Raw genomic sequence first — 14,276 nt, 5'->3', positions numbered from 1 at the left:
AGTTTATTTAAAACAACACAACCCCGCCCCCCACCCCCCCGCTCCAACAGGGTGGGCTAAATCAGCAAGAACACTGCCAACAATCCACCAAAGATCGCCCATTTTTCCAGGTAGTAGCGCGTGCGATTGCGCTTTTTCAGTTCTTTGCCGCGCAGACGGATCTTGTACAGCCGGGTAAAGGCCCGGTTCAGCCCGCCGGTTTTATCGTTGTCATCGTTCGGTGAGCTGGCCGACGCCATGACGGTGCGGCTGAACCACTGGTTGAAGGCCGCCGCCCAGCGATACTTCATTGGGCGCTCAACGTCACAGAACAGGATGATGCGGTTCTTGTCGGTGGTGTTTTCGGCGTAATGGATAAAGGTTTCGTCGAACATCACCGCTTCACCGTCCCGCCAGGCATAGTTCTGACCATCGACATTGATGTAGCAGCCCGGATCATTCGGGGTGTCCAGGCCCAAGTGGTAGCGCAACGAACCGGCGTAAGGGTCACGATGGCGAACCAGTTTCGAGCCGGGTGGCAACTCGGCAAACATCGCCGCCTTGACGGTGCCGATACCATTGAGCAATTGAATCGTGCGTGGGCACAGTTCCACCGCTGAAGGGTGGTTATCGCCGTACCATTTCAGGTAGAAGCGCTTCCAGCCGCTCTTGAAGAACGAGTTGAAACCCACGTCGTTCGGTTGTTCGGAGCGTTTGATCTCTCCGGCCTGCATCAGGTTTCGTGCTTCTTCGCGAATTTCTTGCCAATGGTCCTGCAGGATCTGGAGCTGCGGGAAGTCTTCCGGCTTGAGGTAAGGCTGGCTGGGCACCTTGGAAAACAGATACAAGAAGCAGTTGAGCGGCGCCAGAAACGTGGAGTGGTCGCTCAGTTGGCGCCCTAGCTTGTGGCGAACGTTGCCCCGCAAGTGGACGTATGCGATGGAAAAGACATAAACAGCAATAATGATGAGTTTCAAAAGTATCGTCACACAGTAAGAAATACACTGCCCGACTTGCACGCAAGTGGCCCGACATCCTGTAGGAATTGCCGGGTACTGGTGTAGCTGGAAGGGAGCCAAAGCGTAAGGTTAAACACCAGTTTGCGCATTTTCCAGCCTTTGACGACAGATAAGTGTCTGTGTGCGTACAGTCTTTGGTCGGGTTGCGAGTCAGTTTCTGTTTGTTTTGAGCTGTTTTAGCAGTGTTTTTGCGCCTGAATGCGGGCTTCCTGGATCAGTCTGTCAACTTCATCGGCTTTGGGTGACGTCGCCGGCCCCCGGCGGGTAACGGCCAAAGCTGCCGCGGCATTGGCACGTTTGGCCGCCTCTGGCGCAGCGTGGCCAGTGCTCAATGCGGCAATCATGACCCCGCAATGAGCGTCTCCAGCACCATTGCTGTCGATGGCCTGCACCCTGAACCCGGCAATCAACTGTGACCCGTGGGCGTCGCTGACCCAGCAGCCTTGCGGGCCGTCGCGCAGCACGATCAGGCAAGCGCCGGGCAGGCGCGCTCGCAGGCCGTGCAGGGCGTCGGCAACGGTGTTGGTGGAGGTAAAGCCGAGCGCTTCGCTGCGATTGCTGGTCCACAGGTGCAGACGCGGCAATAAAGCGCTGATCAAGGCGGGGTCAATGTTGTGCACCAATGGCCCCGGGTCGAATGTGACGTGCACGCTGCGCGGCAATCCATTCAGCCAATTGAGCAGGGAGTGGGCTTTGCCCGCATGCAGCAGGCTGTAGCCACTGACGTACACGTAATCATCGGGCGCGACCTGGACGCTTGCAAGGTCTTCATTGGACAAAATCCCTTCTGCGCCAATACAGGAAATAAACGTACGTTCGGCGTTGGCCTCTGTCAGCGCTACGCACAGCCCGGTGTCTTTGTGCGGGTCAATCGGCTGGATGAACTCGATGCCTTCGTCACGCATGGCCAGACGTGCAATGTCACCGAACTGACCGTGACCGTGACGGCCCAGGTAGAGGGTGTTCAGGCCGTTGCGCCGGGCAGCGGCCATGACATTGAAGCCGCCACCGGCATGGAAGCTGGCACTGCTGGCCAGCGCATCACCGCCGGGGCGGGGCAAGGTGTCGAGGGCCATGACCAGATCGATGATGACTTGGCCTGTGTGCAGCAATCTAGGCATTGGCAGCCCCCGTGCTGGCAGGGCGGCGGTCTTTGGCGCCGCCCAGCAATGCATACAAACCACCCGCCACTACAAATGTGACAACCCAGCCCAGACCGTTATGGCCCAGCCATGAGTCGGCCAGCGGCCCGACGAACCAGGTGGTGTCTGAACTGCCGACCTGGGTGAAGCAAAAGCCCAGCACCAGTGCCAGCGCCCAGGAACCCAGCGCCCGCCACTCAATGCCGCCGTTGTACCAGTAACGGCTGTGACGGCTGAGGTCCATCAGGTCGGCGGGGCTGTAGTAGTGGCGATGAATCAGGTCGACAACAAAGATGGCGACCCATGCGGTGATCGGAATGGCTGTGAGGGAAATAAAGGTAATGAATGGGGCGTAGAAGCTGTCGGCATACAGCATGAAGTACGTCGAACCGGCGAATATGACGACGATATCGACGACAACGGCCTGCACCCTTTTAATCTTGATGCCCAGGGTTAATGTGGTGAGCCCGGCCGAGTACACAGACAAGTGATTGGACAACAGCAAGCCACCAAAGGCGCTGAGCAGGTAGGGAACCGCCATCCAGGCCGGCAACATGTTGCGTATGGCCGCAATGGGGTCGGTTGCCGAGGCGAGGTCGTGATTGCCGACAGACAACAAGCCGCCCAGGGTAATCAGCAGCACCAATGGGATACCCGCGCCACAGGCGGCAGACGCCACCAATTGCCGGGCACTGACGCTTCGGTGTTGGTAGCGCGACATGTCGGCGCCCGCATTGGCCCAGCCGATCCCGGTGCCGGCCGCCATGATCCCGATACCGATAATCATGGCGCTGACCGGCGCCGATGGTGCGCTGAACACGGCCTGCCAGTTGATGGTGGCGCAGAGAAACCCCGCGACCAGCAGGTTGAGCGCGCCAAACAGGTAGGTGGCCCACTGCTGAATGACCAGCAATGTGGCATGGCCCAAGCCGGAAACCGACAAGGTCAACAGGGTAAAAATGGCGATAAAGAGCAGGGTGAGCAGCGGGGCGTGGGTCGCCTCGGTGGGGGTACCGAACACAATGGCGGACAACGCCAGCAGGACGTAAGCGGCGGTGGTGGTGTTGACGGTTTCCCAGCCTACGCGTGAAATCAGCGAAACCAGCGTAGGGCCAATATTGCCCCGCACACCGAAGATCGCACGTGACAGCGTCAGACTTGGCGCACGGCCTCTACGCCCGGCAATGGAAATGACGCCGACCACGGCAAATGAGCCTGCCGCGCCGATCAGCGCAACAATGATCACCTGCCAAAAGGCCAGTTGGTGGAAGGCCACCAAAGTGGCGCCCAATGGCAAACCGAGAATGCTGATGTTTGCCGCAAACCAGACCCAAAACAGTTGCAACGGGTTGCCATTGCATTCGTTTTCGGGAACGGGCTCTATGCCACGGGTTTCCAGTTGCCCGGCGCTGTGCCCGACGTTGGGGTTGCTCATGGGGTGCTGCTCCTGGTGCTGTTTTGCCGTTCGGAAACAGCCGCTCGCAGCTGTCTGTGAGCGCTGAAGGTGGGGCGGTCCTTCGCGGTTTTTCAGGTGTTGCGCAGTATCAGTAAGTGTTCAACCAAGGGTTCCAGCTGCAGGTTATTGACCTCTTTGACTTGCTGGATCAACGCCTGCGGCCATTGTTCCAGCCCGGCGCATGCGCCCAGCATCGCGCCGAGAATCCCGGCAATAGTGTCGGTGTCGCCGCCAATGCTGGCGGCAATGCACAGGGCGTTAAAGCTGCTGAGGCTGCCGCTGGCAACCCGTTGCGCAAGGGCAAAGGCGGCCACCACGGATTCCTGTGAAGCGACGGACGTGCCAATGACGTCGTACAGCAAGTCACCGAGGTTGTCCGGGGTGCACTCATGGCTGGCGTGCCGGGCCCAGCGAATCCGTGGCCCTATGCGTCCACCTGCGACCCAGTGGCCGTGGTGTTCGGCGATGTAGGCCATTTCAGTGCCCGCATTAAGGGCGTGCTCGAGTTTTTTACCGTTGAGACCGCTGGAAATCACCGCAGCCACGGCAGCTGCGCTGGCGATCCCAAGGCTCGTGTTGTGAGTGACCTGGCAGGCTTGTACCACCGCCTTGATGAACAGGTCGGGCTGGCTGATGTCAGCGGCGATGCCGACCGGGGCAATGCGCATCGCTGCGCCATTGGTGGTGCCATAGCGGCCTGATTCTTCAGGGCTGTGGCCTGCCAGAATCATCTCGATTGCGCGCTTGGTTGAGGGTCCCAGTAAATCTTGAGAGCCTTTGGCCTGCATCACGGCTTCCCAAGCGATCAGGCGTTGCGCGAGAGTGTTTGGATCGATGTGGCCATTACCGTCAACCAGCAGTTGGGCGACCAGGATCGCTTGCTCGGTGTCATCGGTGATTGAGCCTTTGGGCATATTGGGGGCGATCGGCTGGTCTGCTGGCGCGTCTACCAGCCCGGTGATCTGCCCGAAGCGCGTGATGATCTGGGCGCGGCTGAACGACTGGGTGGGCATGCCCAGAGCATCACCCAGCGCCAGGCCGTAAAAGGCACCCAGCGCACGATCATTCGATTTCATTGGGGGCTCCAAAGGAGTGGTGCATGCGAAAGTGCGTCGGGTCCAGCCAGCTTTCGACATGCTCCATCAATCGCCCATGGCGGTCATAGGTGGTGCGTAATGTTTTGAGAAACACCGTGCCTGCCGGGCGGCCGAGCAAATAGGCGTCGTCTTCGTTCAGGGGTTCGGCGCCTATCCACTGGTCGCCGTGATCGCCAATAAAGCCATAGGCGGCGAGGGTAATGGTTAGTGAGTCATCAATCATGCCGACCCCGGGCAGGCCTTCAAGTCCGCCAATTGCGGGGATGAATGAGCGCTCCAGGGATATCGCTGTCCCATCGTTGCGCCGACGGCGTCGCTCCAGCACGATGAAATGGCTCAAGCCAAACTGAAGGTTCAAGTCCGGGCGTTCAACGGCTTCCAGTTTGAGCTGTTCGGTCTGGATGCGCGCGCCAGTACTGGCCAAGGCTTGCGCCCAACCCTTTTTTTGATCGAGGGGGATACCGTCAAAGGTCACGACCGAGCCTCCAGCAGTGCGTCGAGCGATGTATTTACGCCGCTCCAGCTCCATCAACGCCTTGTGTAGCGTGCTGCGACTGACACCCAGTTCCTCAGCAAGTTGTTCTTCACCGGGCAAGACATAACCGTCTTCCATGAGCCCGCTTTCGATCTGGCGGACGAGCTCATTGACTACCTGTTGTTTTTTGTTAAATCGAGCTTGTTTTATCATGCAGAGAGTAATAGCTCAGGCCTGACAGTTCGGCAACCCGGGAGTTCCATGAAATTTTCACGGGCATGAGCATTGGCTGAAGGGTTCGTACGGAGCTTGTAGTCCCGGCGAGTGCAAAGCGGTTCAGGGCAAGTGCAAGCCCAGTATCGACAGCAGATCTTGTGGGAAGAACAGGGCAGATGTCTGTTGTAAGTCTTCGCGAGACCACCAGCGGTGCTGGGTCATCACCTCGCGTTCTTGAGCGGTCCAGCCGCCATCGCTGACCTGCTCAACGTCCACATGCACGATAAAGAAGCGCTCATCGGCCATCACCCATGCGCCGTCAGGCAGTTGCATCTCAAATACCCGTTGTGCGCACTCTGCACCCACATCGGTAGTGACGATGCCGACTTCCTCATGCAGTTCGCGGATGGCGGCCTGTTCAAAGGTTTCTCCAGGCTCTACGCCTCCGCCGGGTGTTGCCCAATATTCTTGACCTTGCAAAGCGCCTGTCTTATGGGTGAAGCGGAAAAGGAGTACGCGATTTTCGGGGCTTATGACCAGTAATCGGGAGGAGGGGCGTTGGCGCATTGTGCTGCTCACTGTGGTATTGATCTGAAAAGAAGAAGGCGTTGCGGCACGGCTGATGTGCGATAGGGCAGTATGCTTGACCGGGCGCGGCGCGTGTGTGACGGTTTTTGATGTTTACGGGGGCAGACTTTATGACTCAGCACAGCGATTTTGGCGCACTTACATTCAGGCCTGCGGACTTAAATACTCACCTTGAAACGTGCATACGCTTCAGAGCAGACACTTTTGTCTGCGGCTTCGGCTCTGCTGAACGTTTTTATGGCGAGGATGGCAAAGGCGTTGAGTCTTACATTACGTGGGTTAAGGGGAAGGCTGCCGCATTGCCTGGATCAGTCGTTCATGTGTGGGATGGCGAGCAGATCATTGGGCAAATAGAGATGGGCCTGGTGCCGAACATTGAGTCGGTGGGCTACGTCAATTTGTTCTATCTGACACCGCAATACCGCGGGCGGGGGCTCGGCGCCCTGCTCGAAGCGTACGCCTGGAAGTATCTGGGCGCTTTGGGGTGCACCTCTTTGCGCTTGTCGGCCAGCCCTACCAACACGCCTGCCTGGTTGTTTTATCAGCGTAACGGCTGGGAAAACCTGGGCCCGCGTGACGATGATCCAACGATTCGCAAGCTGCAAAAACACGGCAGGGTGCAGGTGCCTGGTGGGAGCCAGGTGATTAACCCGGATGACTACCTCGAAACCGCGTCTGGGCGTGAATTTACCCCCGAGCGTAATAAAGAAGCATGGGCCCATGCCTATGAACAGCTCTCGAAGCAGTTGGCGCAGGCGCCTGCGGGGGTGTTTGTGTATTTGGTGATGGGTGTGCAAGGCGCGGGTAAATCCCATTGGGTGTCCCAAAACCTTGGGCGCTTGGGCCATCGTGCGATTGCCTTTGACGCCGCATTACCCGCTCGGCGTCATCGAGAAAAATTGCTATCGACCGCCCGTGAACACGGGGCGCCGGTGATTGCGATTTTCGTTAAAGCCGCGCTTGAGCAAGCGCTCTCGCGCAACGCCAGTCGCGCGCCTGACAAAAGGGTGCCGGAAGAGGCGCTGAAAAGCGTTTTCAGCCTGATTGAGCCGCCAACCGAAGCCGAAGGGTTCCTTTGGGTCGAAACCATTGACGGCACTCGGCAACCCGCTGTGCTGCAAGTGCCCAGTGCCGCGTCAGCATAAAGTGGATAACGGTTCGTTTTACATGCCCTGCAGCGTCTGAAGGGCATGTAACGACCTTAGCCGCAGGCTTTGAGGTTGACCGGGCCGACAAATTCGTTGCCGCGACCCATCACGCAGGCCACCGCCTGGTTGCGTTGGCGTTCCCAGGCTTGCACCGGGTAGGTCTTGTTCCAGGCCTCATACAACTGCCGATCCTGATTGGAAAGGCGCAAGTTGTAGTGCTTGCTCATATAAAAGTAGGTGCGCGCGATCATGCCGCGTATGGATGGGCGCGGCATGACTTTTTTGGCTTTGAAATCGACTTGCGTCAGGCAAGACCCGTATTGACCGGATTGTGCGGGCAGCCAACCAAAACTGAAGTTGTTTCGATCACCGTTAACTTCGCCAATGCTGGGCACTAGGTTGTGCAAGTCAGCTTCTGCCACTTTGTAGACCGGGTCGTTACGGGTGCAATTTTTTCGTCCGCCGTTTTGCCAGCATTGGCGCTGATGGCCTATTTGCCAGGCGGGAACAATGTGTTCCCATTCAATTCGCGCTGCACGATTGGCATTTTTACGCGGGATGTACCCGCAGCCTTTAAGGTCGACGCGGTTGCCGGTGTATTTGCAGCCACAATAGAACTCGGTTGACTGCGGGGCGTAGAGTTTCCAGGCGACCTTTTTTGCTTCGTTGAATGTTTGCGGGGCTGCGGCGTGTGCGCTTAACACAGTAAAGAGGCTGGCAAATGCCAGTAAACGAACCCTCATTGACTCAGTCTTCCTCAGATACGGTCCAGAAAACATTCACGCCGCCACAATCACGGTGAGCGATGGTGACGTTGTCGTTTTCGGAGATTTCTTCCAGCAAGCGTTCCCAGAACTCCGGGTTGTCACCTTCTTGCCGTTCAAGCACCGCCATCCGGTTTTTTTGGGCTTTAGGCGAGCTGATGATTTTTTGTATGCGCATACCGAAAACTTCGTACGGACTTGGAAGGGTAGGCTCTTTCGCCCCTTTTTTAGCCATGATGCAATCCTTGGTTAGCTGTATGCGCATACAGTATTTTACTGCGAGAGATTTGGCAACTGTTTGCAATGCTCGCGCTGCCGGGATGGGACTGCGTTTTTTCGGTTTAGTGCGAAAACAAGAAGAGAATCAAGCAAATAGACCACTCATTCGGGCGAATGAGTGGTACGGAGCCAAACGCCGGGCGGCGTTTGGCGCGGGTTTTTAGTATTCCCAGAACATCCGCTGCAGCTCTTTGCTGTCTTGGGTTTTGGTCAGGGCGACCATGGCCAGGATGCGGGCTTTTTGTGGGTTAAGGTCGTGAGCGACAACCCAGTCATATTTGTCGTCTGGCTGTTCTGCGTTGCGCAGTACGAACCCGCCGTTGTTTACGTGGGAAGAACGAATGATTTGCACGCCTTCTTTGCGCAGTTCTTGCAGGGTCGGGACGACGCGAGACGATACCGAGCCATTGCCGGTGCCCACGTGGATGATCGCTTTGGCGCCGTTTTGTGCCAGTGCTTTGTAAGCGGTGTCGTCTACGTTGCCATAGGAGTAGGCGATGCCGACATTAGGCAGGGACTTGATGTTTTTGATGTCGAATTCAGAGTCCATGGTGTGACGCTTGGCCGGCAAGCGGAACCAGTAGGATTTGCCTTCAACCACCATGCCCAGCGGGCCCCAAGGGCTTTTGAATGCTTCAGTCTTGATGTTCATCATTTTGCTGACATCACGACCCGACTGGATTTCATCGTTCATGGTCACCAGTACGCCTTTGCCGCGAGCTTCTTTGCTGCCGGCTACCGCTACCGCGTTGTACAGGTTTAGCATGCCATCAGCGGACATTGCAGTGCCTGGGCGCATGGAACCAACGACAATAATTGGCTTGTCGGTTTTTTCAACCAGGTTGAGGAAGTAGGCAGTTTCTTCCAGGGTGTCGGTGCCGTGGGTGATCACAATTCCGTCGACATCTTTGCTGTCTGCCAGCTCGGCAACCCGGCGCCCCAATTGCAGCAAGTTGTCGTTGGTGATGCTTTCGGAGGCAATTTGCATGACTTGCTCGCCACGCACGTTTGCCAATTGGCTCAACTCAGGAACACCCGCAATCAGTTGGTCGATGCCTACTTTGGCTGCGGTGTAAGTTGCGCTGTTGGCTGCACTGGCGCCTGCGCCTGCAATGGTGCCGCCGGTTGCCAGAATGACCACGTTAGGTTTGGCGGCGGCTTCTTGAGCCTGAGCTGCCGGCATAGCCAGAAGAAGGGCCAGGGCGCCCGGAATAATTGATTTCAAGACTGCTGTTTTCATTGTTCTCTCTCTTATTAGTAAGCGCGCAGATTGGCGCGGCGCACGTCATTGCAAAGGCATGAGCCGATGGAAGGGCAGCACACTCCATGCCACTATCAGTGCCAATTTGTATTTTTGTAACTTGTTGTTTTGTAAGGAGATATTTTGAAATTTTTATTTGGTTTTATGCGCAGTGACGGAATCCCGAACATTCGAGGTGTTGTCTGTTCGGGGATTCGACTGCTAACAGTGTTTTGAAATGCAGAGTGGCGATCTACCAAAACGAAGTTTGGCGATGCTTTTGGAGGGCGCGAGGAGGGGGAGCTCAGATTGATTTTGGGCTGTCAGCAGGTTTGTATTTTTCAAACACCTGGCTGACAAACGCTCTTGCAGCCTCTGTGCCCAGCTCTTTGACTAGAAGATCAATGCCGATGATGGCCAGCTCTTCCGGGCTGCCTGGGCTATAAGAGCATTGCCCTTGCGGCCACTTGGCTTTGATATCTGCATCGATGCTGACTGTTGTCATGGGTATCTCATGAGGGGTTTCAAAAACGCGATTTTAGCAAAATGTCATCTCGAGACGATCAGAATGGTGAAATTATTCATGTCGCTCGCAGTTGACCTATCCGCCTTTGCCTATTGCGACGGCGTTTATGCCTGAATGATGACGGTTTATGGGTTGTACATATTTCGTCACGATTAGGCGTGTGCGGTTGTAATCCAGTCGGGCAAACTCTTGCGACTGTAGGCTTGATCTGAAAATGCTATCAGTCCACATGCAACCTATGTGCGCAAACGCTGTCGCAAGGGTTCTGACTATTTATCTTAAGGAGGCTTCATGTCCTGGAAGCTAGCATCATTGGGTTCATTGTTGGCAGTCGCAGTGCTGTCTGGGTGCAGCAGCACGCACGATGCTGTGAAGGAGCCTGTTGCTGACACTGGGCATACGCGTTGCGATGCCAAAGCTGCCGATTTTGCGATTGGCCAAAAAGCCTCTGCAGCCCTGCTGGAGCAAGCCCGTATCAAGGCTGGCGCGCAGACTGCGCGGATCTTGTCGCCGCACGACATGATCACCCTTGAGTACCGTTCTGATCGTTTGAACCTGAATGCCGATGACAACGCTGTCATTACCCGCGTTAACTGCGGCTAACGGCATGTAGCCGAGTTTCAGGCATAAAAAACCCCGTCACATGGACGGGGTTTTTTAGTTCGCGGGAGATTTACTCCGGACGAACCTGTGCAGCTTGCATACCCTTTTGGCCTTTCTCAGCCACGAAGGAAACGGTTTGGCCTTCTTTCAGGCTTTTGAAACCGTCGCTTTCGATAGCTTTGAAGTGTACGAACAGGTCGTCACCGCCACCTTGAGGAGTGATGAAGCCGAAGCCTTTTTCATCGTTGAACCATTTTACGGTGCCGGTTTGGCGATTAGACATGGTGTATCTCCAAGAAACTTATATTTTCAGTAGTACTGTGCTGCTCAGGCCAACTGGGCACACTTGGCTATCATAGTCGAAATGTGCGCTTTGGGACCCCCCCTGAGCTGTAGTTTGCAGCATTGTTAGCTTTTGTCTGGCGCTTAAAAACCCTTGGGGCCCCGGTTTATGGGGCTTTCAGGGTGAAAACGGCCTTAAAAAAAAGCAACTAATGAGGCGTATTTTTTAATTCAAAACTGCATTTTGGCCGTTTTAGCCTTGTTTGTTGCCTTACAAAACCCTATTTCTTGGGTTGAGGGCTTGCTTTGCACTCCGCGATTGCATTCAGCGCGTCTTGCTGGAGTTGAGGATTCTTGGCGCCGGCCGGGCCCATCAGTTCTTTGATTTGAGCCGTGGTGAAGTTCTTTTCAATTTTATCGGCACCACATGCGCAGTGCGCTTTGGCAGCTTCTTCGCCGATGGTTTTTGCAGCTGCGGGCACGCATTGGGCCGTGTACTGTGCTTTCAAGTCTTTGGGCCAGGCAGCTTGGGCGCTCAGTGGCAGCAACAGTGCCAGTGGTGCGGCGAAAGCCAAAAGATGAGTCATGCGCATGTGATGCTCCTTGTGATCGTTGAATCTGAAATGATGTCACTCACTATCTGAGGCACTAATTAAGCTCAAGTTCATCATTTCGCAAAATTCGCTGGCTGTTTTTACGCAAAAAAAGAGGGAGGGGCGAGGCTCAGGCATCTGTGTTAGCATGCCGCCCTTGGCTGATTTGTGTGAGGGTGAGCTCTTGGGCCGCCCGACTACGCCATAAACTTTTGATTTGAATTCCAGTCACTCTGGTTCGGTTTCCGGTTGGCCGCAAGGCTCCTGCCACTGTGAGGCAGGTACACCACCGAATCGCGTACTGGCTCATCCCAACCCACGTGACCTTTGGTAGGGGTCACCACTAGGAGAGGAGGCGCCATGCCAACTATTACTCTTCCCGACGGCAGTCAACGTTCATTCGATCATCCGGTTTCTGTGGCCGAGGTCGCTGCTTCCATTGGTGCAGGCTTGGCCAAGGCCACCGTGGCCGGCAAAGTCAACGGCAAGCTGGTTGATGCCTGCGACCTGATCGAGCATGACTCCACCTTGCAAATCATTACGCCCAAGGATGAAGAGGGGCTGGAGATCATTCGTCACTCTTGCGCTCACTTGGTCGGTCACGCAGTCAAGCAGTTGTACCCGACCGCCAAAATGGTGATCGGTCCTGTTATTGACGAAGGTTTTTACTACGATATCGCCTTTGAGCGTCCGTTCACTCCGGATGACATGGCGGCTATCGAGCAGCGCATGCAGCAGCTGATCGAAAAAGATTACGACGTCATCAAGAAAGTTACGCCGCGTGCTGAAGTGATCGAGCTGTTTGCCGAGCGCGGCGAAGACTACAAGTTGCGTCTGATCGAAGACATGCCGAACGAGCAGTCCATGGGTATGTACTTCCATGAAGAATACGTTGATATGTGCCGCGGACCTCACGTCCCGAATACGCGTTTTCTGAAATCGTTCAAATTGACCAAGCTGTCGGGCGCCTACTGGCGTGGCGATGCCAAAAACGAGCAACTGCAGCGTATTTATGGCACGGCCTGGGCCGACAAAAAGCAGTTGGCTGCTTACGTTCTGCGTATTGAAGAAGCCGAAAAACGCGATCACCGCAAAATCGGTAAGCGTCTGGGCTTGTTCCACACTCAAGAAGAAGCGCCGGGCATGGTGTTCTGGCACCCGAATGGCTGGACGCTGTATCAAGTGCTTGAGCAGTACATGCGCAAAGTACAGCGCGACAATGGCTACCTTGAGATCAAGACACCTCAGGTAGTGGATCGCAGTCTGTGGGAAAAGTCCGGTCACTGGGCTAACTACGCTGAAAACATGTTCACCACTGAGTCGGAAAGCCGCGACTACGCGATCAAGCCGATGAACTGCCCTTGCCACGTGCAAGTGTTCAACCAGGGGTTGAAGAGCTACCGTGAGTTGCCACTGCGTCTGGCTGAGTTCGGTGCTTGCCACCGTAACGAGCCGTCGGGTGCCTTGCACGGCATCATGCGTGTTCGTGCGTTTACTCAGGATGATGCGCATATTTTCTGCACTGAAGAGCAGATGCAGGCCGAGTCCGCCGCTTTTATCAAGCTGACTCTGGATGTGTACGCAGACTTCGGCTTTAAAGACATCGAGCTCAAGCTGTCGACTCGCCCTGAGAAGCGTGTAGGTTCCGACGAGTTGTGGGATCGTGCTGAAAGTGCATTGGCTTCAGCGCTTGATAGCGCGGGTCTGGCGTATGATCTGCAGCCGGGTGAAGGTGCATTCTACGGTCCGAAGATCGAGTTCTCGCTAAAAGATTGTCTCGGTCGTGTCTGGCAGTGTGGTACCTTACAGCTCGATTTCAACCTGCCGATCCGTCTTGGCGCTGAATATGTGTCCGAAGACAACAGTCGCAAGCATCCCGTTATGCTGCACCGCGCGATCCTCGGATCGTTCGAACGCTTTGTCGGTATTTTGATCGAGCATTACGAAGGTGCGTTCCCTGCGTGGCTGGCGCCAACTCAGGCAGTGATCATGAATATCACTGATAAACAGGCAGAATTTGCCGCCGAAGTTGAAAAAACTCTCAATCAGAGCGGATTTCGTGCCAAGTCTGACTTGAGAAATGAAAAGATCGGCTTTAAAATCCGCGAGCATACTTTGCTCAAGGTTCCCTATCTTTTGGTTATCGGAGATCGGGAAGTCGAGATGCAGACTGTCGCTGTGCGTACTCGTGAAGGTGCTGACCTGGGCTCGATGCCCGTCGCCCAGTTCGCTGAGTTCCTCGCGCAAGCGGTTTCCCGGCGTGGTCGCCCAGATTCGGAGTAATTATTATTAAGCGTGAAATGAGACAAGATAAACGAGCTGCACCGAAAGCCCCGATCAACGAGAATATCTCGGCACGCGAGGTTCGGTTAATTGGCGCTGACGGCGAGCAGATTGGCATCGTCTCGATTGATGAAGCGCTTCGTATCGCTGAAGAGTCCAAGCTGGACCTGGTAGAAATCTCAGCGGACGCAGTCCCGCCTGTTTGCCGGGTGATGGACTACGGCAAGTCGATCTTCGAGAAGAAGAAGCAGATTGCTGCGGCGAAGAAGAACCAGAAGCAGATTCAAGTAAAAGAAATCAAGTTTCGTCCAGGGACGGAGGAAGGGGATTACCAGGTAAAACTGCGCAACCTGGTACGTTTCCTGAGTGATGGGGACAGGGCCAAGGTATCGTTACGATTCCGCGGCCGTGAGATGGCCCACCAGGAGCTGGGTATGGAACTGTTGAAGCGGGTTGAAGCTGACCTTGCCGAATACGGGACCGTCGAACAGCATCCTAAGATGGAAGGACGCCAACTGATTATGGTCATCGCCCCGAAAAAGAAGAAGTAACCACCAGGGCACGGCAGGCCTTGCGGTTATGTTTA

General features: G+C 55.6%; 16 protein-coding genes. 4 read left to right on the top strand and 12 right to left on the bottom strand.

Features of this window, described 5'->3' with window-relative positions; genetic code table 11:
- Nucleotides 1-56: 56 nt before the first annotated feature.
- The 6 genes from lpxO to QMX84_RS13145 form a co-directional block, all read right to left on the bottom strand.
- Complete coding sequence (gene lpxO, locus QMX84_RS13170; RefSeq protein WP_282363982.1) at nt 57-956, bottom strand: lipid A hydroxylase LpxO; 900 nt, start codon at nt 954-956, stop codon at nt 57-59.
- Between the two features lie 218 nt (nt 957-1,174).
- A complete protein-coding gene (locus tag QMX84_RS13165) occupies nt 1,175-2,119 on the bottom strand; it encodes a PfkB family carbohydrate kinase (protein ID WP_282363981.1) in 945 nt (314 codons plus the stop codon).
- Nucleotides 2,112-3,575, bottom strand: coding sequence for a cytosine permease (locus QMX84_RS13160; protein ID WP_282363980.1), 1,464 nt, complete (start codon nt 3,573-3,575; stop codon nt 2,112-2,114). The genes QMX84_RS13165 and QMX84_RS13160 overlap by 8 nt, the downstream gene beginning before the upstream one ends.
- Nucleotides 3,576-3,667: 92 nt before the next feature.
- The gene (locus QMX84_RS13155) at nt 3,668-4,672 is read right to left on the bottom strand and encodes an ADP-ribosylglycohydrolase family protein (protein WP_282363978.1); all 1,005 of its coding nucleotides are present in this window, start codon (nt 4,670-4,672) and stop codon (nt 3,668-3,670) included.
- The gene (locus tag QMX84_RS13150; protein ID WP_282363977.1) at nt 4,659-5,381 is read right to left on the bottom strand and encodes a GntR family transcriptional regulator; all 723 of its coding nucleotides are present in this window, start codon (nt 5,379-5,381) and stop codon (nt 4,659-4,661) included. The genes QMX84_RS13155 and QMX84_RS13150 overlap by 14 nt, the downstream gene beginning before the upstream one ends.
- 123 nt (nt 5,382-5,504) lie before the next feature.
- On the bottom strand, nt 5,505-5,951 hold the full coding sequence (locus QMX84_RS13145; RefSeq protein WP_262126749.1) for an NUDIX domain-containing protein: 447 nt from the start codon (nt 5,949-5,951) through the stop codon (nt 5,505-5,507).
- Between the two features lie 320 nt (nt 5,952-6,271).
- Here QMX84_RS13145 and QMX84_RS13140 point away from each other — a divergent pair, with 320 nt between their 5' ends.
- Nucleotides 6,272-7,117 (top strand): GNAT family N-acetyltransferase, encoded by an 846-nt coding sequence (locus tag QMX84_RS13140; RefSeq protein ID WP_282363976.1) that lies wholly within the window; start codon nt 6,272-6,274, stop codon nt 7,115-7,117.
- A 56-nt stretch (nt 7,118-7,173) separates the two neighbouring features.
- Here the strand turns inward: QMX84_RS13140 and QMX84_RS13135 are convergent, their stop codons facing one another.
- The 4 genes from QMX84_RS13135 to QMX84_RS13120 all read right to left on the bottom strand — a co-directional run bounded on the left by QMX84_RS13135 (nt 7,174) and on the right by QMX84_RS13120 (nt 9,908).
- Nucleotides 7,174-7,863: an endonuclease I family protein gene (locus QMX84_RS13135; RefSeq protein WP_262126750.1), complete on the bottom strand. Its 690-nt coding sequence runs from the start codon at nt 7,861-7,863 to the stop codon at nt 7,174-7,176.
- Nucleotides 7,864-7,867: 4 nt separating this feature from the next.
- A complete protein-coding gene (locus tag QMX84_RS13130) occupies nt 7,868-8,119 on the bottom strand; it encodes a DUF1654 domain-containing protein (RefSeq protein WP_262126751.1) in 252 nt (83 codons plus the stop codon).
- Nucleotides 8,120-8,323: 204 nt separating this feature from the next.
- Nucleotides 8,324-9,403, bottom strand: coding sequence for an asparaginase (locus QMX84_RS13125; RefSeq protein ID WP_282363975.1), 1,080 nt, complete (start codon nt 9,401-9,403; stop codon nt 8,324-8,326).
- Nucleotides 9,404-9,707: 304 nt separating this feature from the next.
- On the bottom strand, nt 9,708-9,908 hold the full coding sequence (locus QMX84_RS13120; protein WP_048369338.1) for a hypothetical protein: 201 nt from the start codon (nt 9,906-9,908) through the stop codon (nt 9,708-9,710).
- Between the two features lie 312 nt (nt 9,909-10,220).
- Between QMX84_RS13120 and QMX84_RS13115 the strand changes: the two genes are divergently transcribed.
- Complete coding sequence (locus tag QMX84_RS13115; protein ID WP_048369337.1) at nt 10,221-10,532, top strand: I78 family peptidase inhibitor; 312 nt, start codon at nt 10,221-10,223, stop codon at nt 10,530-10,532.
- A 70-nt stretch (nt 10,533-10,602) separates the two neighbouring features.
- Here QMX84_RS13115 and QMX84_RS13110 read toward each other — a convergent pair whose 3' ends face one another.
- Nucleotides 10,603-10,815, bottom strand: a complete 213-nt coding sequence (locus QMX84_RS13110; RefSeq protein WP_003179963.1) for a cold-shock protein — start codon at nt 10,813-10,815, stop codon at nt 10,603-10,605.
- Nucleotides 10,816-11,095: 280 nt separating this feature from the next.
- Nucleotides 11,096-11,407, bottom strand: a complete 312-nt coding sequence (locus QMX84_RS13105; RefSeq protein ID WP_153336232.1) for a hypothetical protein — start codon at nt 11,405-11,407, stop codon at nt 11,096-11,098.
- A gap of 360 nt (nt 11,408-11,767) precedes the next feature.
- On the opposite strand from QMX84_RS13105, the gene thrS reads away from it, so the two are divergent.
- Both thrS and infC read left to right on the top strand, forming a co-directional pair.
- Complete coding sequence (gene thrS / locus QMX84_RS13100; RefSeq protein ID WP_282363974.1) at nt 11,768-13,690, top strand: threonine--tRNA ligase; 1,923 nt, start codon at nt 11,768-11,770, stop codon at nt 13,688-13,690.
- Nucleotides 13,690-14,241, top strand: a complete 552-nt coding sequence (infC, locus tag QMX84_RS13095) for a translation initiation factor IF-3 (protein WP_173430611.1) — start codon at nt 13,690-13,692, stop codon at nt 14,239-14,241. The genes thrS and infC overlap by 1 nt, the downstream gene beginning before the upstream one ends.
- Nucleotides 14,242-14,276 lie beyond the last annotated feature (35 nt).

It is taken from the genome of Pseudomonas sp. PS01297 (assembly GCF_029959305.1).
Taxonomy (GTDB): Bacteria; Pseudomonadota; Gammaproteobacteria; order Pseudomonadales; family Pseudomonadaceae; genus Aquipseudomonas; species Aquipseudomonas helleri.
The sequence above is the reverse complement of the archived record's forward strand: the minus strand, read 5'-3'. Positions and strand labels throughout refer to the sequence as shown.

Coding starts and splice junctions, on each gene's coding strand:
- QMX84_RS13145 (WP_262126749.1), bottom strand. CDS start 5,951: ATGCGCCAACGCCCCTCCTCCCGATTACTGGTCATAAGCCCCGAAAAT.
- QMX84_RS13110 (WP_003179963.1), bottom strand. CDS start 10,815: ATGTCTAATCGCCAAACCGGCACCGTAAAATGGTTCAACGATGAAAAA.
- QMX84_RS13165 (WP_282363981.1), bottom strand. CDS start 2,119: ATGCCTAGATTGCTGCACACAGGCCAAGTCATCATCGATCTGGTCATG.
- QMX84_RS13160 (WP_282363980.1), bottom strand. CDS start 3,575: ATGAGCAACCCCAACGTCGGGCACAGCGCCGGGCAACTGGAAACCCGT.
- QMX84_RS13120 (WP_048369338.1), bottom strand. CDS start 9,908: ATGACAACAGTCAGCATCGATGCAGATATCAAAGCCAAGTGGCCGCAA.
- QMX84_RS13130 (WP_262126751.1), bottom strand. CDS start 8,119: ATGGCTAAAAAAGGGGCGAAAGAGCCTACCCTTCCAAGTCCGTACGAA.
- QMX84_RS13135 (WP_262126750.1), bottom strand. CDS start 7,863: ATGAGGGTTCGTTTACTGGCATTTGCCAGCCTCTTTACTGTGTTAAGC.
- QMX84_RS13150 (WP_282363977.1), bottom strand. CDS start 5,381: ATGATAAAACAAGCTCGATTTAACAAAAAACAACAGGTAGTCAATGAG.
- QMX84_RS13115 (WP_048369337.1), top strand. CDS start 10,221: ATGTCCTGGAAGCTAGCATCATTGGGTTCATTGTTGGCAGTCGCAGTG.
- QMX84_RS13125 (WP_282363975.1), bottom strand. CDS start 9,403: ATGAAAACAGCAGTCTTGAAATCAATTATTCCGGGCGCCCTGGCCCTT.
- QMX84_RS13105 (WP_153336232.1), bottom strand. CDS start 11,407: ATGCGCATGACTCATCTTTTGGCTTTCGCCGCACCACTGGCACTGTTG.
- QMX84_RS13155 (WP_282363978.1), bottom strand. CDS start 4,672: ATGAAATCGAATGATCGTGCGCTGGGTGCCTTTTACGGCCTGGCGCTG.
- thrS (WP_282363974.1), top strand. CDS start 11,768: ATGCCAACTATTACTCTTCCCGACGGCAGTCAACGTTCATTCGATCAT.